This window comes from Pseudomonas sp. SDI (genome assembly GCF_003105155.1).
Classification (GTDB): Bacteria; Pseudomonadota; Gammaproteobacteria; order Pseudomonadales; family Pseudomonadaceae; genus Aquipseudomonas.
The window spans coordinates 22,302-46,324 of the sequence record NZ_QETK01000035.1 but is presented as its reverse complement, the minus strand read 5'-3'; the positions used below and the strand labels follow the sequence as shown (position 1 = coordinate 46,324).

19 protein-coding genes and 1 tRNA gene are annotated in these 24,023 nt (G+C 63.0%); 13 read left to right on the top strand and 7 right to left on the bottom strand.

Features of this window, described 5'->3' with window-relative positions:
• On the bottom strand, positions 1-5,004 hold a 5,004-nt coding region (locus DCO48_RS19820), incomplete at its 3' end, for a retention module-containing protein (protein ID WP_133247625.1).
• Positions 5,005-5,354: 350 nt separating this feature from the next.
• Here DCO48_RS19820 and DCO48_RS19815 point away from each other — a divergent pair.
• From DCO48_RS19815 to DCO48_RS19805, 3 genes are read left to right on the top strand one after another with little or no spacing between them, the layout of a single operon-like run.
• Positions 5,355-6,704, top strand: coding sequence for a TolC family outer membrane protein (locus DCO48_RS19815; protein ID WP_116552299.1), 1,350 nt, complete (start codon positions 5,355-5,357; stop codon positions 6,702-6,704).
• Positions 6,705-6,743: 39 nt separating this feature from the next.
• Positions 6,744-8,900, top strand: coding sequence for a type I secretion system permease/ATPase (locus DCO48_RS19810; protein ID WP_116552298.1), 2,157 nt, complete (start codon positions 6,744-6,746; stop codon positions 8,898-8,900).
• Entirely contained in the window at positions 8,890-10,263 is a 1,374-nt protein-coding gene (locus tag DCO48_RS19805; protein ID WP_116552297.1) for an HlyD family type I secretion periplasmic adaptor subunit, read from the top strand. The genes DCO48_RS19810 and DCO48_RS19805 overlap by 11 nt, the downstream gene beginning before the upstream one ends.
• An 85-nt stretch (positions 10,264-10,348) precedes the next feature.
• Here the strand turns inward: DCO48_RS19805 and DCO48_RS19800 are convergent, their stop codons facing one another.
• Complete coding sequence (locus DCO48_RS19800) at positions 10,349-10,906, bottom strand: WYL domain-containing protein (RefSeq protein ID WP_116552296.1); 558 nt, start codon at positions 10,904-10,906, stop codon at positions 10,349-10,351.
• Positions 10,907-11,111: 205 nt separating this feature from the next.
• Between DCO48_RS19800 and DCO48_RS19795 the strand changes: the two genes are divergently transcribed.
• From DCO48_RS19795 to DCO48_RS19770, 5 genes are all read left to right on the top strand, one after another.
• A complete protein-coding gene (locus tag DCO48_RS19795; RefSeq protein WP_116552295.1) occupies positions 11,112-11,930 on the top strand; it encodes a tetratricopeptide repeat protein in 819 nt (272 codons plus the stop codon).
• Positions 11,931-12,134: 204 nt separating this feature from the next.
• A complete protein-coding gene (locus DCO48_RS19785) occupies positions 12,135-14,225 on the top strand; it encodes an FUSC family protein (protein WP_116552294.1) in 2,091 nt (696 codons plus the stop codon).
• Entirely contained in the window at positions 14,222-14,434 is a 213-nt protein-coding gene (locus DCO48_RS19780; protein ID WP_116552293.1) for a DUF1656 domain-containing protein, read from the top strand. Before DCO48_RS19785 ends, DCO48_RS19780 begins: the two co-directional genes overlap by 4 nt.
• Positions 14,431-15,306, top strand: coding sequence for an HlyD family secretion protein (locus DCO48_RS19775; RefSeq protein ID WP_116552292.1), 876 nt, complete (start codon positions 14,431-14,433; stop codon positions 15,304-15,306). The genes DCO48_RS19780 and DCO48_RS19775 overlap by 4 nt, the downstream gene beginning before the upstream one ends.
• Positions 15,303-16,703 carry an efflux transporter outer membrane subunit gene (locus DCO48_RS19770; RefSeq protein ID WP_116552291.1) on the top strand — a complete coding sequence of 467 codons (1,401 nt, stop codon included), beginning with the start codon at positions 15,303-15,305 and terminating at the stop codon, positions 16,701-16,703. The genes DCO48_RS19775 and DCO48_RS19770 overlap by 4 nt, the downstream gene beginning before the upstream one ends.
• Positions 16,704-16,779: 76 nt before the next feature.
• On the opposite strand, the gene DCO48_RS19765 is transcribed toward DCO48_RS19770, so the two are convergent.
• Positions 16,780-17,526, bottom strand: a complete 747-nt coding sequence (locus DCO48_RS19765) for a slipin family protein (protein WP_116552290.1) — start codon at positions 17,524-17,526, stop codon at positions 16,780-16,782.
• A 2-nt stretch (positions 17,527-17,528) separates the two neighbouring features.
• The gene (locus DCO48_RS19760) at positions 17,529-18,881 is read right to left on the bottom strand and encodes a nodulation protein NfeD (protein WP_256584120.1); all 1,353 of its coding nucleotides are present in this window, start codon (positions 18,879-18,881) and stop codon (positions 17,529-17,531) included.
• Positions 18,882-18,990: 109 nt separating this feature from the next.
• Here DCO48_RS19760 and DCO48_RS19755 point away from each other — a divergent pair, with 109 nt between their 5' ends.
• The 3 genes from DCO48_RS19755 (at position 18,991) to DCO48_RS19745 (ending at position 20,471) form a co-directional block, all read left to right on the top strand.
• Positions 18,991-19,449, top strand: coding sequence for an aminoacyl-tRNA deacylase (locus DCO48_RS19755; RefSeq protein ID WP_116552289.1), 459 nt, complete (start codon positions 18,991-18,993; stop codon positions 19,447-19,449).
• A 62-nt stretch (positions 19,450-19,511) separates the two neighbouring features.
• Positions 19,512-19,754 carry a DUF2789 domain-containing protein gene (locus DCO48_RS19750; RefSeq protein WP_116552300.1) on the top strand — a complete coding sequence of 81 codons (243 nt, stop codon included), beginning with the start codon at positions 19,512-19,514 and terminating at the stop codon, positions 19,752-19,754.
• Between the two features lie 69 nt (positions 19,755-19,823).
• Positions 19,824-20,471, top strand: a complete 648-nt coding sequence (locus DCO48_RS19745) for an NADH:ubiquinone oxidoreductase subunit N (RefSeq protein WP_116552288.1) — start codon at positions 19,824-19,826, stop codon at positions 20,469-20,471.
• A 9-nt stretch (positions 20,472-20,480) separates the two neighbouring features.
• Here the strand turns inward: DCO48_RS19745 and DCO48_RS19740 are convergent, their stop codons facing one another.
• Positions 20,481-20,921, bottom strand: coding sequence for a CBS domain-containing protein (locus DCO48_RS19740; RefSeq protein ID WP_116552287.1), 441 nt, complete (start codon positions 20,919-20,921; stop codon positions 20,481-20,483).
• Between the two features lie 95 nt (positions 20,922-21,016).
• Here DCO48_RS19740 and DCO48_RS22775 point away from each other — a divergent pair, with 95 nt between their 5' ends.
• Positions 21,017-21,154, top strand: coding sequence for a hypothetical protein (locus DCO48_RS22775; protein WP_165840806.1), 138 nt, complete (start codon positions 21,017-21,019; stop codon positions 21,152-21,154).
• Here the strand turns inward: DCO48_RS22775 and DCO48_RS19735 are convergent.
• On the bottom strand, positions 21,151-21,468 hold the full coding sequence (locus DCO48_RS19735) for a DUF3077 domain-containing protein (RefSeq protein WP_116552286.1): 318 nt from the start codon (positions 21,466-21,468) through the stop codon (positions 21,151-21,153). The two genes, DCO48_RS22775 and DCO48_RS19735, sit on opposite strands and share 4 nt — an antisense overlap.
• Positions 21,469-22,101: 633 nt before the next feature.
• Here DCO48_RS19735 and mqo point away from each other — a divergent pair.
• Positions 22,102-23,745, top strand: a complete 1,644-nt coding sequence (gene mqo / locus DCO48_RS19730; protein ID WP_116552285.1) for a malate dehydrogenase (quinone) — start codon at positions 22,102-22,104, stop codon at positions 23,743-23,745.
• A gap of 118 nt (positions 23,746-23,863) precedes the next feature.
• Here mqo and DCO48_RS19725 read toward each other — a convergent pair.
• Positions 23,864-23,940 (bottom strand) — tRNA-Arg (locus DCO48_RS19725).
• Positions 23,941-24,023 lie beyond the last annotated feature (83 nt).

The window sequence follows — 24,023 nt, the reverse complement described above, 5'->3', positions numbered from 1 at the left end:
GTAATTGCCGCCTTCGACCTTGGTGATGCTGTTCGAGAGCGCTTCGTTGGTGTTGAGCACGTTATTCGGTGCTTTGAACTCAACGAAGTTGGAGCTTTCACCGACGCCAATGGTGATGGTCTGGCCGTTGGCCAGGGTCACAGTCAGTGGTGAGCCGGTGACTGGAGCGGTCACCGAAGCTGTATAAACGACGTTGCCGCCCTCAGTAACGCTTGGGCTCGCGGTCAGGGTCACGGTCGACGTATCGATGGTGTCGGTGACGTGCGTCACGGCCGCCGTATCGCTGATGTCCAGCTTCTCGAAATCACCGCCAGTAGCATTGGTGATTTTCACGCTGACGTCGCCAGCATCGAGGTAGGCATCGTCTTTAGGCGCGGCGACGCTGATGCTGTTCGACGTCTGCCCAGCAGCAATCACAATCGACTGGCCGTTGGACAGGTTCACGGTGACCGCAGTGCCTGCCGGATTGCTCAGGGTCGCGGTGTAGGTAATTTGACCACCTTCAGCCACAGTGCCGGTCGCAGTCAGCGACAGGCCGGTGGTATCAGCGGTGCCAGGAACATCGGTGACCGTCGTAGTGACGGTGTCGGTCGAGTGTTCCAGCTTCTCGTAATTGCCGCCTTCGACTTTGGTGATGCTGTTCGAGAGCGCTTCGTTGGTGTTGAGCACGTTATTCGGTGCCTTGAACTCAACGAAGTTGGAGCTTTCGCCGACGCCAATGGTGATGGTCTGGCCGTTGGCCAGGGTCACAGTCAGTGGCGAGCCGGTGACTGGAGCGGTCACCGAAGCCGTGTAAACGACGTTGCCGCCCTCAGTAACGCTTGGGCTCGCGGTCAGGGTCACGGTCGACGTATCGATGGTGTCGGTGACGTGCGTCACGGCAGCGGTATCGCTGATGTCCAGCTTCTCGAAATCACCGCCAGTAGCGTTGGTGATCTTCACGCTGACATCGCCAGCATCGAGGTAGGCATCATCCTTAGGTGCGGCGACGCTGATGCTGTTCGAGGTTTGACCCGCAGCGATGACGATGCTTTGTCCGTTGGACAGGTTCACGGTGACCGCAGTGCCTGCCGGATTGCTCAGGGTCGCGGTGTAGGTGATCTGGCCACCTTCGGCGACGGTGCCGGTCGCAGTCAGCGACAGGCCGGTGGTATCAGCGGTGCCAGGAACATCAGTCACGGTTGTAGTAACCGTGTCGGTCGAGTGTTCCAGCTTCTCGTAATTACCGCCTTCGACCTTGGTGATGCTGTTCGAGAGCGCTTCGTTGGTGTTGAGCACGTTATTCGGTGCTTTGAACTCAACGAAGTTGGAGCTCTCGCCGACGCCAATGGTGATGGTCTGGCCGTTGGCCAGGGTCACGGTGAGTGGCGAACCGGTGACTGGCGCGGTGACGGACGCGGTGTAAACCACGTTGCCGCCTTCGTTCACGCTCGGCGAAGCCGTCAACGTAACGGTGCTGGTGTCGATGGTGTCGGTGACGTGCGTCACGGCAGCCGTATCGCTGATGTCCAGCTTCTCGAAATCACCGCCGGTAGCGTTGGTGATCTTCACGCTGATGTCGCCAGCATCGAGGTAGGCATCGTCTTTAGGTGCGGCGACGCTGATGCTGTTCGAGGTTTGACCCGCTGCGATGACGATGCTTTGTCCGTTGGACAGGTTTACGGTGACCGCAGTGCCTGCCGGGTTGCTCAGGGTGGCGGTGTAGGTAATTTGACCACCTTCAGCCACGGTACCGGTCGCGGTGAGCGACAGGCCGGTGGTATCAGCGGTGCCAGGAACATCGGTGACCGTCGTGGTGACGGTGTCGGTCGAATGCTCCAGCTTCTCGTAGTTACCGCCTTCGACTTTGGTGATGCTGTTCGAGAGCGTTTCGTTGGTGTTGAGCACGTTATTCGGTGCCTTGAACTCAACGAAGTTGGAGCTTTCGCCGACGCCAATGGTGATGGTCTGGCCGTTGGCCAGTGTCACAGTCAGTGGCGAGCCGGTGACTGGAGCGGTCACCGAAGCCGTATAAACGACGTTGCCGCCCTCAGTAACGCTTGGGCTCGCGGTCAGGGTCACGGTCGACGTATCGATGGTGTCGGTGACGTGAGTCACGGCAGCGGTATCGCTGATGTCCAGCTTCTCGAAATCACCGCCAGTAGCGTTGGTGATTTTCACGCTGACGTCGCCAGCATCGAGGTAGGCATCGTCTTTAGGTGCGGCGACGCTGATGCTGTTCGACGTCTGCCCAGCAGCAATCACAATCGACTGGCCGTTAGACAGGTTTACGGTGACCGCAGTGCCTGCCGGATTGCTCAGGGTGGCGGTGTAGGTGATCTGGCCACCTTCAGCCACAGTGCCGGTCGCAGTCAGCGACAGCCCGGTCACATCGGTGCTGTCGGTCACCGTAGTTACGGCTGGCGTGGTATTCGCTACCAGGTTCTCGAAGTTGCCGCCGCTGGTGCCGGTAATCGTCGTACTGATCGGCGTAGCACCGTTGTACACGTCGTTCGGCGCGGTGAAGTTCACGGTGCCACTGGACTCACCCACGGCAATGGTAATGCTCTGCCCATTGGACAGAGTCACAACGACCGGTGAGCCGGTGACTGGCGACGTGGTGGTCGCGGTGTAGGTAATGACACCGGTCTCACCCACGGTCGGCGTGGCGGTCAGGGTTACACTGGTCTGATCGACGCTGTCGTTGACCACGGTGACGGCTGGCTGGGCATTCGCCTCCAGCTTCTCGAAGTCGCCGCCGCTCGTACCGGTAATGCTGGTACTGATCGGCGCTGCGCCGTTGTACACATCGTTCGACGCGGTGAAATCGACCGAACCACTCGCGTCACCGACCGCAATGGTGATGGTCTGGCCATTGGACAAGGTGACGATTACCGGCGCGCCGGTCACCGGCGAGGTGGTGCTCGCGGTGTAGGTGATTACACCGTTTTCGCTCACGCTCGGCGTGGCGGTCAGGGTGACGCTGGTGGTATCGACGCTGTCGGTCACCGTTGTCACCGCCGGCGTGCCGTTGGGCACCAGGCTTTCGAAGTTGCCGCCGGTGGCCCCGGTAATCGTCGTGCTGATCGGTTCGGCACCGTTATACACATCGTTCGAGGCGGTGACGTTGACCGTACCGCTGGAGCCGCCGACCGGGATGGTGATGGTCTGGCCGTTGGACAGGGTCACCACCACCGGCGAACCGGTTACCGGCGAGGTGGTGCTGGCGGTGTAGGTGATTACACCGTTTTCGTTCACGCTCGGCGTGGCGGTCAGGGTGACGCTGGTGGTGTCGACGCTGTCGGTGACAGTAGTTACCGCCGGTGTGCCGTTGGGCACCAGGCTTTCGAAGTTGCCGCCGGTGGCCCCGGTAATCGTCGTGCTGATCGGTTCGGCGCCGTTATACACATCGTTCGAGGCGGTGAAGTTGACCGAACCGCTGGAGCCGCCGACCGGGATGGTGATGGTCTGGCCATTGGACAAGGTGACGATTACCGGCGCGCCGGTTACCGGCGAGGTGGTGCTGGCGGTGTAGGTGATTACACCGTTCTCGCTCACGCTCGGCGTGGCGGTCAGGATGACGCTGGTGGTATCGACGCTGTCGGTCACCGTCGTCACCGCTGGCGTGCCGTTGGGCACCAGGCTTTCGAAGTTGCCGCCGGTGGCCCCGGTAATCGTCGTGCTGATCGGCTCGGCGCCGTTATACACATCGTTCGAGGCGGTGACGTTGACCGTGCCGCTGGAGCCGCCAACCGGGATGGTGATGGTCTGGCCGTTGGACAGGGTCACCACCACCGGCGAACCGGTCACCGGCGAGGTGGTGCTGGCGGTATAGGTGATGACGCCGTTCTCGCTCACGCTCGGCGTGGCGGTCAGGGTGACGCTGGTGGTGTCGACGCTGTCGGTGACCGTGGTCAGCGCCGGCGTGCCGCCCGCTACCAGGTTTTCGAAGTTGCCGCCGGTGGCCGCGGTGATCGTCGTGCTGATCGTGCCGCCATTGCTGTAGACGTCGTTTGGCGCTGTCGGCACATTGACGGTGCCGCTGCTCTGGCCGGCCGCGATGGTGATTACCGAACCGTTGGACAGGGTCACGGTGACCGGCGTTTGTGCCGGATTGGTCAGGGTCGCGGTGTAGACGATCGTGCCGCCTTCGGCCACCGCGTTGCTGGCACTGAGGTTGACCGTGGTGGTGTCCAGAGTGTCGGTAATCTGCGTGACCGCCGGGGTACTGTCCGGGGTCACCAGTAGTCCGCCACCACCCGCAATGCCGGTAATACTGGTCGAGATCTCACGCGCATCCAGGTAAACGGTGTCGCCTGGTGGAATGCTCACGGTCACGCTGCCGCTCAGTTGGCCGGCCTGGATCACCAGGGTCTGGCCATTGGACAGGGTAACAGTGAGGTCGGTCAGCGGCGCCTGGGTCAGGGTTGCGGTATAGACCAGTGCACCACCGGCCTCGGTCAGCGTTGGCGTCGCGCTCAGGCTCAGGCCCGAGCTACGCAGTTGGGTGGTGGCGTTGTTGCTTGCTGCGGCGTCGCTTTGCAGGCCGCCGACTTCTTCGGTGGTCTGGCCGACGGCAAAGTTCAGGCCCTGGGTCTGGAAGCCAATGGTCGGGTCGACCACGCCAGCGGTTTCTTCCAACAGTACGAAGCTGTGACCGCCGCCGGCTGCGCCAGCACCACCGGCCGAGCTTGGGCCGGCTGCGGTGGCTTCCAGTTCGGTAGTCGGGTCGGCGCCGGCGGCGATCGCTTGCTGCAGTTCCTCAACCGACGGCGCGGCTTGCGCCGTGGCTGCGCTCAGGTCGCTGCTGCTGTCCGGGGTCGCCGCGCTCCACTGGGTATCGCGACCAAGGTCGAGGGTACGACCGTCGGCCAGTTCCAGGGTCACGGCACCGGCAAGGCCGGTGAGTACCTGGTCGCCGACGAACAGGCGGTCGCCTTCGATGAGCACACGTTGAATCCCTTCCGGGGACACGGCAATGACTTGGCCAACAATGCTTTTGACAATAGCAACAACACTGCTCATGAGACTCTCCGAACTACCCGTTCTATTGGCTTCCATGCCCGATCAGCAGCGCTGCTTCGGTTTCTGATGGAATGTTTCGCAAGGCATTTCTTGACAGTGGTCGTGTCAATTTTATGACTTATAACTATTGGCGATTAAGTTTATGCCAAAGTATTGACCTTCTACTCGCCATCCTAAACAATCGTCTACGTAATGTCACATTGATATTTCCGCTTTTCCACGCTCGTTTTGGTATTAATCGCCTGCCCCGTGGGGAATTTCCGACAGATGGTTTTTCTGGCGTTTATTTTCCGCCGTTCGGCCGGTTCTGGCTCTGATTTGGGACAAGCGGTCCCTGGGAAAAATAGCTAATGCGTTTGTCTCTGTTCACAGCTCTGCCTTTCGCCCTCGCCACCACCCTTGCCCAAGCCCAGACCCTGCCAGAAGCCATGCAGCGGGCGCTTGAAGTGCACCCGGAAATCCAGGCCGGGGTGAACAGCCGCATCGCTGCCGACTACCAGTTGCGCGCCGCCCAGGGCGGCTACCTGCCCAAGGTCGACGTGCTGGCCGGCTATGGCCGCGAAGGCACCGACAGCCCGAGCACCCGCGCCGGTGGTGGCAATCACTGGGAAACCCTGAACCGTGGCGAATCGAGCGTGCGTCTGCGGCAGATGGTGTTCGACGGCTTTGCCACCTCCAGCGAAGTTGGCCGTCAGCAGGCCACGGTGAATGCCCGCGCTTACTCGCTGCTGGGCAGCGCCGAGCGCACTGCACTGAACGTGGCTCAGGTCTACCTCGACACCCTGACCCGGCGCGACATGGTGCGCCTGGCCGAAGACAACCTGCGCAGCCACGAACGCATCTATGACCAGATCAAGCTGCGCACCGCCCGCGGTGTTGGCCGCCAGGCCGACCTCGACCAGGCCGAGGCGCGTCTGGCGCAGGCCCGCAACAACTTGATCACCGAACAAACCAATCTGGCCGACGCGCAAACCAACTTCCTCAGCGTGGTGGGGCAGATGCCCGACGAGTTAAGCACGCCTGCGCCATTTGTCGACCTGCTGCCGGCCAGCCTCGACGAAGCCCGCCAGCAACTGCTGGAAAACAGCCCGATCCTGCGCTCGGCCGAGTCCGACATTGCGGCTGCCGAAAAGCAGTACGACGCGGCCAAGTCGACCTTCTACCCGCGCTTCGACGCGGAGCTGGGGCGCAGCGCCGACAACGATCTGGGGGGTATGAACGGCCACAACAACGAATGGCAGGCCATGCTGCGCATGAGTTTCAACCTGTACAACGGTGGCAGCAACAAGGCCGATCTGGAGTCCAAGTCGTACCTGGCCAACCAGGCGCTGGATATTCGCAACAACGCCTTGCGCCAGCTCAATGAGGAGTTAGGCTTGGCATGGAATGCTCTGGCCAACGCCAATGCCCAGATGCCGATTGCCCAGCAGTATGTCGATCACAGCAGCAACGTCCGCTCGGCTTACCAGAAGCAGTTCACCTTGGGCGACCGCAGCCTGCTCGACCTGCTCGATAGCGAGAATGAACTGTTCACCGCGCAGCGCCGTCTCAGCGAGGTGAAAAACATTCAGCTGTTTACTCAGTACCGAATCAAGGCGACCATGGGTCAGCTGCTCAAAAGCCAGGGAGTGGTGGCACCGTTGGCATCGGTCGTGCAGAGCGATATCAAACCCAAGGTGAACCTGCCCGGCATGAACTGAGGCAGTCTTTTCCACCCTTAGCCGTCGAAGGGAGTTCGCGTGGAATCAGAAGTCAGTCGAGCCCAGCTCACCCACGATCCACGCAGTCAGCACGATGATCCGTTGCTGGACAGCTTGCTGTCGCTCTGCGTGCTGCACCAGAAGCCCGCCAGCCGCGCCATGCTGACTACCGGCCTGCCGTTGCCGTCGCAACGCCTGAGCCCTGAGCTGCTGCCGCGCGCGGCAGCCCGTGCCGGGCTGCAGGGGCGTCTGCTGCAACGCAAGCTGGAGCAGATCCCGGCCATCGCCATGCCGGCGATGCTGTTGCTCAAGGAAGGTCGTAGCACCATCCTGCTTGGCTGGGAAAACGAAAACACCGCGCGCCTGTTGCTCAGCGAGAGCGATGGCGGCGAGGTGCACGTCAGCCGCGAAGCCCTGCAAAGCGACTACAGCGGGCGGGTGTTCTTCGCCCAGCCGCAGCACAAGTTCGACGTTAACCACGGCAACCTGATTCCGCGCGCGCGCTCGTGGTTCCGCGACACCCTCAAGCGTTCGAAATGGCTCTATGCCGACGCCGTGGCGGCGAGCCTGGTGATCAACCTGATCGCCCTGGCCGCGCCGTTGTTCGTGATGAACGTGTATGACCGCGTGGTGCCCAACCAGGCCACCTCGACGCTTTGGGTGCTGGCCATCGGCATCACCGGTGCCTACCTGTTCGACCTGATTCTCAAGGGCTTGCGCAGCCTGTGCCTGGACCTGGCCGGGAAGAAGACCGACCTGATCATTTCCGCGACGCTGTTCGAGCGCATCGTCGGCATGTCGATGAAGTACCGCCCGGCGCGGGTCGGCAGCTTTGCGCAGAACATCCACGAGTTCCAGGGCCTGCGCGACTTCCTCGCCTCGCTGACCCTCACCAGCCTGATCGACCTGCCGTTCACCCTGCTGATTCTGCTGGTGATCGGCATTATCGGCGGGCACCTGGTGTGGATCCCGATTGTTGCCTTCCCGCTGGCCCTGGGTATCGGCTACGCCTTGCAGAAACCGCTGGTGGCGACGCTGGAGCGGACTATGGCACTGGCTTCCGAGCGCCAGTCGAGCCTGATCGAGACCCTCGCCGGGCTCGACGCGGTGAAGGTCAACAACGCCGAAAGCGAACGCCAGTACATGTGGGAGCAGACCATCGGCACTCTCAGCCGGCTGGAGCTGCGGGTCAAGGTGCTCTCGGGCCTGGCGATGAACATCACCCTGCTGATCCAGCAACTGGCCGGCGTCGCGCTGATCGTCGTCGGGGTTTACCAGATCATGGCCGGCAACCTCAGCATGGGCGGCCTGATTGCCTGCTACATGCTCAGCGGTCGCGCCCTCGGCCCGCTCGGCCAACTGTCCGGTTTACTCACCCGTTACCAGCAGGCCAAGGTCACCATGGTCTCCACCGACCAGATGATGGCGCTGCCGCAGGAGCGCAACTTCGAGGAGCGGCCGTTGAGCCGTCACGTGCTGCAAGGCGCGATCGAATTCCGCGGTGTCGACTTCACCTACCCGAACCAGCAGAACCAGGCACTGAAAAACGTCAACGTGGCGATTCGCCCTGGTGAAAAAATCGGCATCATCGGCCGCAGCGGCTCGGGCAAGAGTTCCCTCGCCAAGCTGATTGTCGGCCTGTACGAGGCCGATGCCGGCTCGTTGCTGGTCGATGGCGTGGATATCCGCCAGATCGACGTCAGCGAGCTGCGCCACAACATCGGTTATGTGCCGCAGGACATCCAGCTGCTGGCCGGCACCCTGCGCGACAACCTGGTCAGCGGCGCGCGTTACATCGAAGACGAAATGGTCTTGCAGGCGGCCGAACTGGCCGGCGTGCACGAATTCGCCAGGCTGCACCCGCAAGGCTATGAGCTGCAGGTGGGCGAGCGCGGCCAGAACCTCTCCGGCGGCCAGCGGCAGAACGTTGCCCTGGGCCGCGCGCTGCTGCTCAACCCGCAGATCCTGCTACTCGACGAGCCCACCAGTGCCATGGACAACACTGGCGAAGAACGGCTCAAGCAGCGCCTACAGGCGGTGATCGAAAGCAAGACCGTGGTGCTGGTGACCCACCGTGCCTCGCTGCTGTCGCTGGTCGACCGGCTGATCGTGGTGGACCGTGGCCAGATCGTTGCCGATGGCCCGAAGGCTGCTGTCATGGATGCGCTGAAGAAGGGGCAGATCAGTGTTGCTTAAGTCTGGAGTGGGTCGTTTCAAGGACAGTTTGCGCAGCTATTTCAAGGGCTCCGAGTCGTTTGGCGGCGAGCCGCTGCCCGAGGTCAACAAGGCGCTTATCGAGGATGCGCCGCGCATTGTGCGGCTGACCATCTGGGGGGTGATCGGCTTCTTCCTGTTCCTGGTGCTGTGGGCCAACTTCGCAGTGATCGACGAGGTCACGCGCGGCGACGGCAAGGCGATTCCGTCGTCCAAGCTGCAAAAGATCCAGAACCTTGAAGGCGGCATCGTTGCACAGATCTATGTCAAGGAAGGCGAGATCGTTGAAGTCGGGGCGCCGTTGCTGCGCCTGGACGACACGCGCTTTGTGTCCAACGTCGGCGAAACTGAGGCCGACCGCCTGGCCATGGCTTTGCGCGTCGAGCGCTTGAGCGCCGAGGTCGAAGACCGGCCACTGAACATCGACCTGGAAGTGCGCAAGGCCGCGCCGGGGCAGGCGGCCAACGAAGAGTCGCTGTACCAGAGCCGCCGTCAGCAGTTGCAGGACGAAATCGGCGGCTTGCAGCAGCAGCTGGTGCAGCGTCAGCAGGAGCTACGTGAATTCGCCTCCAAGCAGGGCCAGTACCGCAACAGCTTGCAGTTGCTGCGCCAGGAAATTCAGATGTCCGAGCCGCTGGTGGCGCAGGGCGCGATTTCCCAGGTGGAAGTGTTGCGCCTCAAGCGCGCCGAAGTCGAGGGCCGTGGCCAGCTCGACGCCACCACACTCGCCATTCCGCGGGCAGAAGCGGCGGTCAAGGAAGTTGAACGCAAGATCGACGAGACCCGCGGCAAGTTCCGCAGCGACGCGCTGACCCAACTGAACGAGGCGCGCACCGACCTGAGCAAGGCCCAGGCCACCGGTAAGGCCTTGGATGACCGAGTCAGCCGGACCCTGGTGACCTCACCGGTGCGCGGGATTGTGAAGCAGCTGCTGGTCAACACCATTGGCGGGGTGATCCAGCCGGGCAGCGACCTGGTGGAAATCGTGCCGCTGGACGACACCCTGCTGGTGGAAGCGCGGATCCGTCCGCAGGACATCGCCTTCCTGCATCCGGGGCAGGAGGCGATGGTCAAGTTCACCGCGTATGACTTCACCATTTATGGTGGCTTGAAGGCCAAGCTGGAGCAGATCGGTGCCGATACCATCACCGACGATGACGGCAATACCTTCTATGTGATCAAGCTGCGCACCGATCGCAGCCATCTGGGCACGGATGAGAAACCGTTGTTGATCATTCCGGGGATGGTCGCATCGGTGGATATCATCACCGGCAAGAAGAGCGTGTTGAGTTACCTGCTCAAGCCGATTATTCGGGCACGCGCTGAAGCGCTGCGCGAGCGTTAAACGCATCGCGGGACGAGCCCGCTCCCACAGCAGAGCAACAACTGCTGCTTTCCTGTGGGAGCGGGCTCGTCCCGCGATAGGGGCCTCACACCTGATACTGCGCCGCCGCCCGACTCAATGTCTCGGCAATCTGCTGACGTAGCAGCAACGGCTGCTCGACGATCACCGCGTCGCCCTGGCTCAGCAGCCACCAGCGCAATTGCCAGCTGTTGCTCAGCGTAGCGGTCAGCTGATGGCCCTGCTCCAGCGCCATCAAGCGCATATCCGCCGCCAGCGGCGTCTCGCGCAGGCTGCGTGCCAGGTTGTCGCTCACCCACGCCTGCAACTCGATTTTCTCTGGGTGACCGAATTCGCGCAGCCCCTCGATGCTGCTGGCCAGTAGATCAAGCAACGGCGAGCGGTGCGTGGCAAACGCCGCCGACCAGTGCCAGCCGTAGGGGATGCTCTTGTCGTTGCGCTCCAGCGGAAAAATCAGCGAGAGCTCGTTGAGGTCGCGTTCGATGCTGCGTTTGCTGATGGGGAAACCGGCGTCCTTCAAACGCATCACCAGTTCGGCGCTGGTAGCGCCAGGGGAGCGGCTCGGCAACTGGCGCAGCAGTTCCCATTGGCGGCTGAGGGTGGCACGGGTCGTAGCGGAGGGCAAAAGGGGGCGTCCTTGTCTAGGCTTGCCGCAGTAGCATGGCGTCAGCCATTAGATATGGCAATTGGCCATTGGTTCATTCAATCAGGGACGATCTGTTGAATTGCTTGATTCGAATCGTTCGCGACAGGTTTTGTCGTGACCTTGCGCAGAATCACGCCTCATTGCTCACGACGTCGGTACCGTGGGTTGTTCAATGAGGATGAACATGTCTGCTGCCAGCAATATCTACCCACTGCTCGAGCGCCTGTTGCCCGAGCGTGTCGTGCCTGCGCCCGGCCGTCCCGGCATCACCCAGCGCCTGTTCGCCGGGGTTGGCATGCCGACGCAACGCGCAGTGCTGGGCGAGAGTTTCAGCCTGGTCAGCCGCCTCGACGAAGCCAGCGACCTGCAGGCCGAGTACGCCGAACTGCGCCTGCAGGCGCTGCAGGGCAGCGTGGTGGCGCTGAACGACCTCGGCTGGATCTGGCTTAACGGCAAGTACTGGCGCGCCGACCCGCAGTTGGCCGGGCAGTTGCTGCGCATGGCCGCCTTGCAGGGCAGTGCGGTGGCCTGGTTCAACCTCGGTCAGCAGCATTACTTCGGCAAGGGCGTCGACGTGGCCTACAGCAGCGCCGCCGAATACTACGAGCAGGCGTTCGAGCGCGGCCTGGCTGAAGCGGCGGCCGCGCTCGGCGATCTCTACGAAGAAGAAATCTGCGACAGCGACCGACAAACCTGGCTGGTCGACCTGCAAAAGGCCTCCGACTGGTTCATGCGTGGCGCCGAGCGCGGCGATGCGCGGTGCCGCTTCGAAATCGGCTATCGCCTGCTGCATGGTCAGCAGGTGGAGGTCGACAGCAAGGCCGGCGTGTACTGGCTGGAGCTGGCCGCGGTGGCCGGGGTGATGCAGGCCGCCGAAGAGTTGGCGGTGTTCTACAGCAATGAAAACAACCCGCTGCGCTACCTGTTCTGGCGCGACCAGGCCCTGTCGCTGGGCAGCCCGCTGGCCCTGAGCATGAAACTGGAGGACCAGTTGCGTCCCTGACGTGACTTGATGGCAGGCGTCAGTCAGCCGCTATTGACGTCCAGCGGGTGGATCGAAGAACATAGATAGTTAGCAAACTATGAATATGGCTCTCAATCCTTCCTCCATGACCCTTGACGCATTGCAACTGAATATCAGCAGCGGCATGGTCGCGGCCAGTCGGCACTGGCGGCGCATCTGCCAGGCCACCCCGGGCGTGCCGTCGTGAACGGTTTCTTCAGCTCGATGCCACCGGCGCGTGACTGGTTCTATGGCCTGCGCACCTTTGCCGCGTCGATGATCGCGCTGTACATCGCCCTGTTGCTGCAACTGCCGCGTCCGTACTGGGCGATGGCCACCGTGTACATCGTCTCCAGCCCGTTTGTCGGCCCCACCAGTTCCAAGGCGCTGTACCGCGCCCTGGGCACGCTGCTCGGTGCCGCCGGCGCGGTGTTTCTGGTGCCGCTGCTGGTGCAGACGCCAGTGTTGCTGGCGATTGCCATCGCCCTGTGGACGGCGACCCTGCTGTTCCTCTCGCTGCACCTGCGCACCGCCAACAGCTATGCGCTGATGCTGGCCGGCTACACCCTGCCGATGATCGCCCTGCCGGTGGTCGACAACCCGTTGATGGTCTTCGATATCGCCTCGTCGCGGGCTCAGGAAATCTGCTTGGGGATTGTCTGCGCAGCGGTAGTCGGGGCGATCTTCTGGCCGCGCCGGCTCACCCCGGTGGTGGTGGGTGCGACCGGCAACTGGTTCGCCGAAGCCATCCGCTACTGTGACACCTACCTTGCCCGGCAGACCGCCGCCGATACCGTCGGCAGCCTGCGTGCCTCGATGGTTACCACCTTCAACTCGCTGGAAATGATGATCGGCCAGCTCTCACACGAAGGCGCTCGGCCGCAGACGGTGAAGAATGCCCGCGAGCTGCGCGGGCGGATGATCCACCTGTTCCCGGTAATCGACGCACTGGACGACGCGCTGCTGGCCCTCGAAGCCCGTGCGCCAGCACAGTTCGCCCAGTTGCAGGGGCTGCTCGAACAGGCCCGCAGCTGGCTGCAAAACACCGCCAGCGACGCCTCGGCGGCGCGCTGGAAGGCCCTGCGCGAGCAGCTTGAGCGCGTGCAGCCGAGTGTTACCGAGCTCGACGAACGTCCCGGCCTGCTGCTGTCCAACGGCCTGTACCGGCTCGGCGAATGGATCGACCTGTGGCAGGACTGCTGTTCGCTGCAGCACGCCCTGCGCAGCGAGGACCTGACGCCCTGGCGTGCGGTCTACCGGCACTGGCGCCTGGGCCGGCTGACACCGTTTCTTGACCGCGGGCTGATGCTCTACTCGGTGTTTTCCACCTTCACCGCGATCCTGGCCGCCACCGCCCTGTGGATGCTCACCGGCTGGGCCGACGGCGCCAGCGCGGTGATTCTCGCCGCCGTGGCGTGCAGCTTCTTCGCCGCCATGGACGACCCGGCGCCGCAGATCTACCGGTTCTTCTTCTGGACCACGCTGTCGGTAATCTTCGCCAGCCTCTACCTGTTCCTGGTGCTGCCCAACCTGCACGATTTCCCGATGCTGGTGCTGGCCTTCGCCGTGCCGTTCATCTGCATCGGTACCCTCACCGTGCAGCCGCGCTTCTACCTCGGCACCTTGCTGACCATCGTCAATACGGCGTCGTTCATCAGTATCCAGGGGGCCTACGACGCCGACTTCTTCACCTTCATCAACGCCAACCTGGCCGGGCCGGTAGGGCTGCTGTTCGCCTTCCTCTGGACCATCGTTGTGCGCCCGTTCGGTGTCGATCTGGCGGCGCGGCGCCTGACCCGTTTCAGCTGGCACGACATCGTCGGCATGACCCAGCCGGCGACCCTGGCCGAACACCGCCGGCTGGGTGTGCAGATGCTCGACCGGCTGATGCAGCACTTGCCACGCCTGACCCAGATCGGCCAGGACAGCGGCAGCGCCCTGCGCGATTTGCGCGTGGACCTGAACCTGCTCGACCTGCTGGCCTATCTGCCGCGCGCCACCCCGCAGCCGCGGGCCTTGCTGGAGCAGGTGGTGACCGAGGTCGGCGCGCACTTTAAGGCCTGCCTGGATGCCCGGCAGCGCCTGCACGCACCGGCCGAGCTGCTGCGCAGCATGGACCGCGCGCGCCGCGCGCTGAACGTCGAGGCCATGGCCGACTGCGCCGAGGCCCGCCTACACCTGCTGCATGCCCTCAGCGGGCTGCGCCTGGCCTTGTTGCCGGGGGTGGAAGTGGTGCTGGAGCCGGCCGACCGTGAACCGCAACTGCCGTCTGGCATCGATGGAGCTCCCCTGTGATTGGTGAACTGGATATCAGCGGGGTGTTCCTGCCCACGCTACTGGTGATGATGGTGTTCGCCTACGGGGTGTTCCTCGTCCTGCACAAGCTGCTTACGCGCCTGCACTTCTACCGCCTGGTGTGGCACCGCGCGCTGTTCAACGTTGCTCTCTACGCTGTGCTGCTTGGCACGCTCGACCACTTTTGCCGAAACCTGATGTTGCCATGAAAAAACCCTTGTTGACCCTGGGCCGTGTGGTCCTGACGCTGCTGGTAGTGACCCTGGCGACCGTGCTGGTCTGGCAGATGGTCCTGTATTACATGTTTGCGCCGTGGACGCGCGACGGCCACATCCGTGCCGACGTGATCCAGATCGCCCCCGATGTGTCGGGGCTGATCCAGGCGGTCGACGTGCGCGACAACCAGCCGATCCAGCGCGGCGATGTGCTGTTCACCATCGACCAGGACCGTTTCCGCCTGGCCCTGCGCCAGGCCCAGGCGACCCTGGCCGAGCGCAAGGAAACCCTGGCCCAGGCGCAGCGCGAGGCGCGGCGTAACCGTGGCCTGGGCAACCTGGTGGCGACCGAGCAACTGGAAGCGAGCCAGTCGCGCGAAGCCCGCGCCCAGTCGGCGCTGGCCGAGGCGCAGGTGGCGGTGGATGCCGCGCAGTTGAACCTCGACCGTTCGGTGGTGCGCAGCCCGGTCGATGGCTACCTCAACGACCGCGCGCCGCGTGCGCACGAGTTCGTCACCGCCGGGCACCCGGTGCTGTCGGTGGTCGATGGCACCTCGTACCACGTCGATGGCTATTTCGAGGAAACCAAGCTGGCCGGGATCAAGGTCGGCCAGGCTGTGGATATTCGCGTGATGGGCGACAACAGCCGCCTGCGTGGGCATGTGCAGAGCATTGCCGCCGGCATCGAAGACCGCGACCGCAGTAGCGGTGCCAACCTGCTGCCGAACGTCAACCCGGCGTTCAGCTGGGTGCGCCTGGCGCAGCGGATTCCGGTGCGTATCGCGTTTGACGAAGTCCCCGAGGATTTCCGCATGATTGCCGGGCGCACCGCCACGGTGTCGATCCTGGAGGACGCGGCGCAATGAAAAAACTGTCGCTGCTCGGGGTTGGCCTGTTGTTGTCGGCGTGCCAGCTGGTCGGGCCGAACTATGAGCTGCCGAAGGACGCCGCGATCAACCGCAGCGATCTGCGGGGCACGCTGCGCAGCGACGCCAGCAGTGTGGTTTCGGCGCCGGTGCCGAACGACTGGTGGCAGCTGTACCGCGATGCTCGGCTCGATGCGCTGGTGAACCAGGCGTTATCGGCCAACAGCGAATTGCGGGTGGCGGCGGCGAACATTGCCCGCGCCCGTGCGCAGGTCGAGGAGGCCGAGGCCCAGGGCGGCTGGAACGGTGGTGTGAAGCTGGGGGCGCAGCGCTTGCAGGAGTCGGGCGAGGCCTTCCTGTTGCCGGAAAAAGTCCCGGTGGCGAACATCGGTGAGGCGATTCTCAGCGCGTCCTACCAGTTCGACCTGTGGGGCACGCTCAAACGTGGCGTCGAGGCGGCGCAGGCCAATGCCGACGCCACCCAGGCGGCGGCCGACACCGCGCGGATCACCCTGGTGGCGGACGTGGTCAAGACCTACACCCAGGTGTGTGCGGCCAACGAGGAGTACCACATTGCGCGCGAGTCGCTGGACTTGCAGGAACAGAGCGTGACCCTCACCCAGCGCCTGCGCGATGCCGGGCGTGGCGATGAAACCCAGGTGACGCGTTCGCAAACCCAGTTCAAGTCGTTGCGAGCGCAATTGCCGCGATACCAGGCGGCGCGCGAGGCCGGTCTGTATACCTTGTCGATGTTGCTGGCCAAGCCGGTGGCACAGTTGCCGGCGGGGACGGCCGAGTGTGCCGAGCTGCCGCACCTGGCCCAGCTGTTGCCGGTGGGCGATGGCGCGGCGTTGCTCAAGCGGCGCCCGGACATCCGCCAGGCCGAGCGGCAGTTGGCGGCAGCGACCGCGAGCATTGGCGTGGCCACCGGGCAGTTGTACCCGGACATCAGCATCGGTGCGCAGGTGGGCACCATCGGCATTCTGGAGAACCTGGGCAAGCCGCAGACCAACCGTTGGGGCTTTGGCCCGTTGTTGACCTGGACGGTGCCGACCAATGGTTCGCGGGCACGGATTCGGCAAGCCGAAGCGGGTACCCAGGCGGCGTTGGCGCATTTCGACGGGGTGGTGTTGAACGCGATCCGCGAGACCCAGACCCGTTTGGCGCAGTACAGCGCGTTGCTGGAACGTCGCGACGCGCTGGCGGAGGCGGAGCGTTCCGCGCAGCTGGCGGCGGACCAGACGCACCGGTTCTTCCAGGCGGGGCGGGCGTCGTTCCTGGCGGACTTGCAGGCGACCCGGACCTACACCGACATGCGCGCGCAACTGGCCGCAGCGAATACCCAGGTGGCGATGGGGCAGGTAGGGTTGTTCCTGGCGCTGGGCGGCGGTTGGTAGGAAAGTAGCTGCCCGACGCTATTGCTGTGAGCAGGCAAGCCAGCGCCTACAGTTGATAGGTGTTTGCCCCAGGCCCTCACTTGTCCAACAACCCTTTGAGCAGATCCACCGGCACCGGAAACACGATCGTCGACGATTTATCCCCGGCAATGCTCCCTAGCGTCTGCATATACCGCAATTGCATCGCCCCCGACTCGCGCCCCAGCATTTGCGCGGCCTGCATCAACTTCTCCGACGCCTGCAACTCACCCTCGGCATGAATCACCTTGGCTCGCCGCTCGCGCTCGGCTTCAGCCTGGCGAGCGATCGCGCGCACCATCGACTCGTTCAGGTCCACATGCTTGATCTCCACATTCGCCACCTTGATCCCCCAGGCATCGGTCTGCGCATCCAGCACCTGGCGAATGTCGATGTTCAACTGCTCGCGCTCCGCCAACAACTCGTCCAGCTCATGTTTACCCAGCACCGCGCGCAAGGTGGTCTGCGCCAATTGACTGGTCGCCATCAGGAAATCCTCTACCTGGATAATCGCCTTCTGCGGGTCCAGCACCCGGAAATACAGCACCGCATTGACCTTCACCGACACGTTGTCACGGGTGATCACATCCTGCGGCGGCACATCCAGCACCACCGTGCGCAGATCCACCCGCACCATCTGCTGCACACCCGGAATCAGCAGGATCAAGCCCGGCCCTTTCACCTGCCAGAAGCGCCCGAGCTGGAACACCACCCCGCGCTCGTACTCGCGCAGGATACGAAACGCCGACAGCAGCACCACCGCCACCAGTACGAACACCGCACCAAAGCCCACTTGCATGAACATGCTCACTCTCCTGAAATCGGTTGTTCCGCTGCCGCGCTGACGTTCAGTTGCAAACCGTTACGGCTCACCACCCGCACATGCTGGCCGCAGTGCAGCGGTGTCTGGCTCTGCGCCTGCCACTGCTCGCCCTGGGCCTGCACCCAGGCGCTGAACGGATCGTCGCGATTCACCGCCGTCACCTGCACCAGGCTGCCGACCAGCCCGGCATCGCCGCTCACCAGCACCCGCTTGCGCGCCTTCACCGCCATGCCCACCAAGCCCACCAGCAGCAGCGCCGAGACCAGCGCCAGGCCGAAGATCAGCGGCAGCGGGATGCCGAAACCCGGCACGTCGGTGTCGAGCAGAATCACCGCCCCGACCACAAACGCGACAATCCCACCAAAGCCGATGATGCCGAAGCTGGGCAGGAACGCTTCGGCCACCATGAACGCGATGCCGAGCAAGATTAGCCCGACCCCGGCATAGTTCACCGGCAACAATTGCAGCGCATACAGCCCGAGCAACAGGCAGATCCCGCCCACCACCCCGCCCACCCCGGAGCCTGGGCTCATGAATTCGAAGAGCAGCCCATACACCCCAACCATCATCAGGATCAGCGCCACGCTCGGGTTGGTGATCACCGCCAGCAGGCGGCTGCGCCAGTCCGGCTCGCGCTGCAGCAGCGGTGCCTCGCGGCTGTGCAGGGTGACCGGCTGGGCGGCGGTGTTCAGGGTCTGGCCGTCGAGCTGGCGCAGCAGGTCGGGCAGGTCGGCAGCGATGCGGTCGATCACCTTCAGGGCCAGCGCCTCGCTGGCCGGCAGGCTGACCGCCTCGCGCACGGCCTTTTCCGCCCAGTCGGCGTTGCGTCCGCGCAACTGCGCCAGGCCCCGGATGTACGCAGCCGCGTCGTTGATCTGTTTGCGTGCGAGGGTGTCCTCGCTGGCCGGTTTGTTCTTTTCCGGCGCAGGCTCCTTGCTCAGGCCGCCGAGCTGGATCGGCGTCGCTGCACCGAGGTTGGTGCCGGGGGCCATCGCCGCCACATGGCTGGCGTAGAGGATGTAGGTGCCGGCACTGGCCGCACGGGCACCACCGGGGGCGACGAAGCTGGCCACCGGCACCGGGCTGGCGAGAATCGCCTTGATGATCGCGCGCATCGAGCTGTCCAGTCCGCCCGGTGTGTCGAGCTCGATCACCACCAGTTGGGCCTGCTGCGCCTGGGCAAATTCCAGGCCGCGCACCAGGTAGTCGACCGTCGCCGGACCAATGGCATCGCTCACCCGCAGGTGCAGCACCGGGCTGCCGGGCGCGGCCTGACCGCCCGTCAGGAAAGCGAGCAGCAGGACCAGCAGCAGGCCCCGGCAGCGCTGAACGTTCACCTGAAAGCACCTGAATTGGGCAGTTACTTGAAGTCTAGCCAAGCGCCGGCCGCCGGCACTGCCTAAACTTTAATCAGTTGGGGGGGAGCAACCCTGAGGGAGGTGCATCATGCGAATGGTAAAAACCCTGCAGCGACGCCTGGATCAGGCCAACTGCGACTATGACATCGTGCCGCACCCGCACTCGGCCACCAGCCTGGAGTCGGCACGCAGCGCCGGAGTGCCGGCGGAGCGGGTGGCCAAGTCGGTCATGCTCGACGACCGCCACGGCAACTACCTGATGGCCGTGCTGCCGGCCAACCGGCATCTGGACATGAGCAAGGTGCGCAGCACCGGCAACTGGCAGATGACCCGCGAAAGCAACCTGCCGCACCTGTTTGGCGACTGCGAGCGCGGGGCGATTCCGGCGCTCGGTGAGGCCTACGAAATAAAAATGCTCCTCGACCCGACCTTGACCCGTCAGGGCGATGTCTACCTGGAGGCAGGCGATCACGATCACCTGATCCACATGAGTATGCAGCAGTACCTGAAACTGGTGCCTCACGCCGAAGTGCGCGAGGTCTGCTGATGATCTTCAACCATTGCCCGGTCGCCGTCGTGGATGCGTGGCCGGGTTACCAGGAGTGGCCCATGGAAGCACCAACGCACAGCTTTGCCGCCTTGTTCAAACAGCTTGGCCTGCCCGACGATCCGCAGGGCATCGACCAGTTCATCACCAGCCACTCGCCGCTCAAGGGCGATATCAAGCTGGTCGATGCACCGTTCTGGAGCGACGCGCAGCGCGCGTTCCTGCGTGACAGCATTCAGGAAGACGCCGACTGGGCACTGATGTTCGACCAACTCAACGAGGCCTTGCGGCGCCCACGAAAATAAACGCCGAGCGGCACCGATAGCGGCGGATTGCGTTGCTATGCTCAGAAAAAAACAACAAGGGGATAGCGCATGAAAGACCCCTATATGCCCGGTTTCTGGGCCGCCGTGACCGCTCTGACCATGCTCACCGCCGGGTATTTCTATGGTGTTCGCCAGCTTTACCAGCTGGTGGAGGCCATGCATTTCCTGTATGCCGCCGCGGGCATTATTGCCGCCCTGGCGCTCAGTGCCCTGGCCTGGTCCAGCTGGCAGCAGCTCAAGGTGCGCAAGCGCCAGCTGGCGCAGGGACGCACGCTGGTCGCGATTTGGAACACCAAGGTCGCCCTGCGCCGGGTCGAGACCGTGTTCGACCGCTATTTCTGGGGCAGCTACTGGCAACCCGGGCGGACCTTTCAGGAAGTGATGGGTGAACTGGAAGGCACACCACTGGAACAGAGCCTGGAAGCGCTGAAGGCGCAGTGCCGCGAGCTTGACCAGGAAATCCACGACCGCCACCGGCACTGGCTGAACAACGCCCGCGAACTCTCCAGCGTGGCCACCGCGATGGCCCGCGAACGCTATCAACTGGACTTGTGCGATTCACAGCAAAGCGGGCGCCGGGGCGGGGTAGGGGGCGCGGTGCTCAACCGTGACCTGGAAGTGCTGGTGTACACCTGGTCGGCGCGCCTGCGCAGCTTCGACCACCAGCTCGATGAGCTGGAGGGCGAATACCGCTGAAGGCGTGGCTTATTCACCGCGAATGTACTGTTCCAACTGCAGAATCAGATTGGCCTGTTCGGCGATGGCTTCCTTGACCAGGTCGCCGATCGACAGCAAGCCGAGCAGCTCGCCGTTCTCCACTACGGGCAAGTGGCGCAGGTGGCTGTTGGTCATCATGTTCATGCAGAACTCGACGTTCTGGTGCGGATCGACGGTAATGACCGGCGCGCTCATGATCGCGCTGACCGGTGTGCCCACCGAAGAGCGGCCCTTGAGCACCATCTTGCGCGCGTAATCGCGCTCGCTGACGATCCCGACCACTTGCCCGCCTTCGACCACCGGCAGTGCACCGACGTTTTTCTCCGCCATCAGCTTGAGGGCCTCGAGCACCATCTGCCCGGGGCCGATGGTGTGCACCTCATGATGCTGCTGGGACTTCAATTTCAAGAGCTGTGCCACGGTTTTCATAGACGGCCTCTGCATTGTTGTTGGGGCGGCGCACTGCGACGGCAGATAGCTAAAGAATCGTGCACAGATGCCAACAGGGCAAGGTTGAAAGCGGCATGAAGCCCATTGAAAAGCGTCATTGGCCGGACTTTTTCGCCTTGCCCGCCGATTTACCTATGGTCTCAGCGCTGCTGCACGATCACCTGGCTGTTGAGGTCGCGGATCATTGCCTGCAGGGCGGGGTTGCAGGTTAGGTGGCCGTGGCGTTGCTCAGGGCGCGGGCTTCGATGCCGTCGAGCAGTGCATCTACCAGGCCTTTGGCCGCATCCACCGAATGCAGCGTGGTCCAGAGCATGCGCTTGCTGCCGGGGTCGGCTTGTTCCATCAGATGATGACCGCTGTCGTAGGCACAGCGTAGGTGCAACGAGATATGCACCAGCGCGTCATGCGCAGCGATGCCGGGGTTTACCGAATACAAAGGGGCGTGACCAGCCTCGCAACTGCCGAATATGGCAGGCGCGGTGGTGCAGGTTTCGAGAGGTGGATCGGGAACGAGCTTTTTCTTCATGACTGACAACTCCGAGTTGGAGCTGCCCCATTTCGTCACCACACGAAAAGGTGGCAGCTGTACGCGGGGTGGTAAACCGGACGGAGTCATCCCGGCAGGCCCGAAAGCCTCCCGCGCACAGCTGCCATAAAGGCAGTTGCTCTCTCCATCACAGCCGGGTTACCACACCCGATCACCGAGTTTTCGGTGACGAGCAAGAGCCTACTCGTTCAAGTCCCAGGGGTAAGCCATCCATGACAGACAGACCGCGTAGGGTATTTCGTAGGACCCGGTCTCCGCCAGCCCCAATCTTCACCCTATCTATCAACAATCGGTATAGCGCCACGCCCTCAGTGAATTTCGGCCTGGTACAGAGAGACATCCCTACAAAACATCGGCTAAATCGTTTTTTCCGACTAATTTGCTCTTTTTTTCGCCTACAATGCGCCGGCTCCAGCACGAGTGCCTACGCTTACCTAGGTTTTCCTAGGCAGTTTCGTGTCGTTCTAGCTAGCTGAAACCAATATGAACAAGAAGTCAGCGCAGTAGGGACAATTACGTGAGGCCGCGCGCTTCACGGCCTTGTCTGCCAACACACGGGCCAGCACATGACCCAAGCGGCGGGCGGAAGATGTTTTTCATATGGGTGAACGAATGTTGAAAAAAATGAATAAGACCCTGCTGGCCATGGCCATGTCCGTAGGCGTCATGTCTGTGCATGCAGAAGAAGCCAAGAAAGTCGACGTACTGCTGATCGGCGGCGGGATCATGAGCTCCACCCTGGGTGTCTGGCTGAACGAGCTGGAACCGGGCTGGTCGATGGAAATGATCGAGCGCCTGCCCGCTGTGGCCGAAGAAAGCTCGAACGGCTGGAACAACGCCGGTACCGGCCACTCCGCGCTGGCCGAGTCGAACTACACCCCGTACGGCAAAGACGGCAAGATCGACATCACCAAGGCCATCGAGATCAACGAGTCGTTCCAGATCTCCCGTCAGTTCTGGTCCTGGCAGGTCAAGCAGGGCGTGCTGAAAAACCCGCGTTCGTTCATCAACTCCACCCCGCACATGAGCTTCATGTGGGGCGATGACAACATCAAGTTCCTCAAGGCCCGCTACGAAGCGCTGCAAACCAGCCCGCTGTTCCGCGGCATGGAATACTCCGAAGATCACGAGCAGATCAAGAAGTGGGTTCCGCTGATGATGGAAGGGCGCGACCCGAACCAGAAACTGGCCGCCACCTGGACCCCACTGGGTACCGACGTGAACTTTGGCGAGATCACCCGCCAGTTCGTCGGCAACCTGCAGACCAAGCCTAACTTCAGCCTGAAGCTGGAGAGCGAAGTCGAGGAAATCACCCGCAATAAAGACGGCGGCTGGCGCGTAACCTACAAAAACCTGAAAGACGGCCGCAAAACCGAGACCGACGCCAAGTTCGTCTTCATCGGTGCTGGCGGCGGCGCCCTGCACCTGCTGCAGAAGTCCGGTATCCCGGAAGCCAACGAATACGCCGGCTTCCCGGTGGGCGGTTCGTTCCTGGTGCTCAAAGACAAAGCCATTGCCGATCAGCACATGGCCAAGGCCTACGGCATCGCTTCCACTGGCGCGCCACCCATGTCGGTTCCGCACCTGGACACCCGCGTCCTGGACGGTCAGCGGGTGATCCTGTTTGGCCCATTCGCGACCTTCTCCACCAAGTTCCTGAAGAACGGCTCGCTGCTGGACCTGCTGACCACCACCACCACGCATAACGTGTGGCCGATGACCAAAGTCGGTGTCGACCAGTTCTCGCTGGTGACCTACCTGGCTGGCCAGTTGATGATGTCGGACGACGATCGCTTCGCCGCGCTGAAGGAATACTATCCACACGCGAAGAAGGAAGACTGGACCCTGTGGCAAGCCGGCCAGCGCGTGCAGATCATCAAGCGTGATGCCGAGCACGGCGGCGTGCTGAAGCTGGGCACCGAGATCGTCACCTCCGAAGACGGCACCATTGCCGGTCTGCTGGGTGCCTCGCCAGGTGCTTCCACCGCTGCGCCGATCATGCTGAGCGTGCTGCAGAAGGTGTTCAAGGACAAGGTTGCCTCGCCAGAGTGGCAAGCCAAGCTGCACCAGATCATCCCGAGCTACGGCACCAAGCTGAACGACTCGCCTGAGCGTGCGTACCAGGAGTGGGTCAGCACTGCAGAAACCCTGCAGCTGAACCCGCCACCGGCCATCGACAAGACCCCTGCGCCACAGCCAGCCGCCACCCCGGCGCCTGCTGCGGAGAGCAAGCCGGTTTCGGATATGGCGCTGTAATAGCACCTTTCCAGCGGTAACTAAAAAGCCCCGGCAACCTTTGGTTGGCGGGGCTTTTTTTCTTTGCAGCTTTACCCCAGAAACAACAAAGCCCGCACTCGGCGGGCTTCATCTTAAATGGCGCACTCGGCGGGATTCGAACCCACGACCCCTGCCTTCGGAGGGCAGTACTCTATCCAGCTGAGCTACGAGTGCAACGCGGGCGCCATAATACCCATCTAGCCCGGCGGCGTCCATCGCCGAACGTAGCTGTGTTCGATTTCGCACACGAAAGGGTC

Excerpts from the sequence above, each read along its gene's own strand:
- DCO48_RS19815 (WP_116552299.1), top strand. The coding sequence starts at position 5,355 with ATGCGTTTGTCTCTGTTCACAGCTCTGCCTTTCGCCCTCGCCACCACC.
- DCO48_RS19795 (WP_116552295.1), top strand. The coding sequence starts at position 11,112 with ATGTCTGCTGCCAGCAATATCTACCCACTGCTCGAGCGCCTGTTGCCC.
- DCO48_RS19775 (WP_116552292.1), top strand. The coding sequence starts at position 14,431 with ATGAAAAAACCCTTGTTGACCCTGGGCCGTGTGGTCCTGACGCTGCTG.
- DCO48_RS19770 (WP_116552291.1), top strand. The coding sequence starts at position 15,303 with ATGAAAAAACTGTCGCTGCTCGGGGTTGGCCTGTTGTTGTCGGCGTGC.
- DCO48_RS19765 (WP_116552290.1), bottom strand. The coding sequence starts at position 17,526 with ATGTTCATGCAAGTGGGCTTTGGTGCGGTGTTCGTACTGGTGGCGGTG.
- DCO48_RS19755 (WP_116552289.1), top strand. The coding sequence starts at position 18,991 with ATGCGAATGGTAAAAACCCTGCAGCGACGCCTGGATCAGGCCAACTGC.
- DCO48_RS19750 (WP_116552300.1), top strand. The coding sequence starts at position 19,512 with ATGGAAGCACCAACGCACAGCTTTGCCGCCTTGTTCAAACAGCTTGGC.
- DCO48_RS19745 (WP_116552288.1), top strand. The coding sequence starts at position 19,824 with ATGAAAGACCCCTATATGCCCGGTTTCTGGGCCGCCGTGACCGCTCTG.
- DCO48_RS19740 (WP_116552287.1), bottom strand. The coding sequence starts at position 20,921 with ATGAAAACCGTGGCACAGCTCTTGAAATTGAAGTCCCAGCAGCATCAT.
- DCO48_RS22775 (WP_165840806.1), top strand. The coding sequence starts at position 21,017 with ATGAAGCCCATTGAAAAGCGTCATTGGCCGGACTTTTTCGCCTTGCCC.
- DCO48_RS19735 (WP_116552286.1), bottom strand. The coding sequence starts at position 21,468 with ATGAAGAAAAAGCTCGTTCCCGATCCACCTCTCGAAACCTGCACCACC.
- mqo (WP_116552285.1), top strand. The coding sequence starts at position 22,102 with ATGTTGAAAAAAATGAATAAGACCCTGCTGGCCATGGCCATGTCCGTA.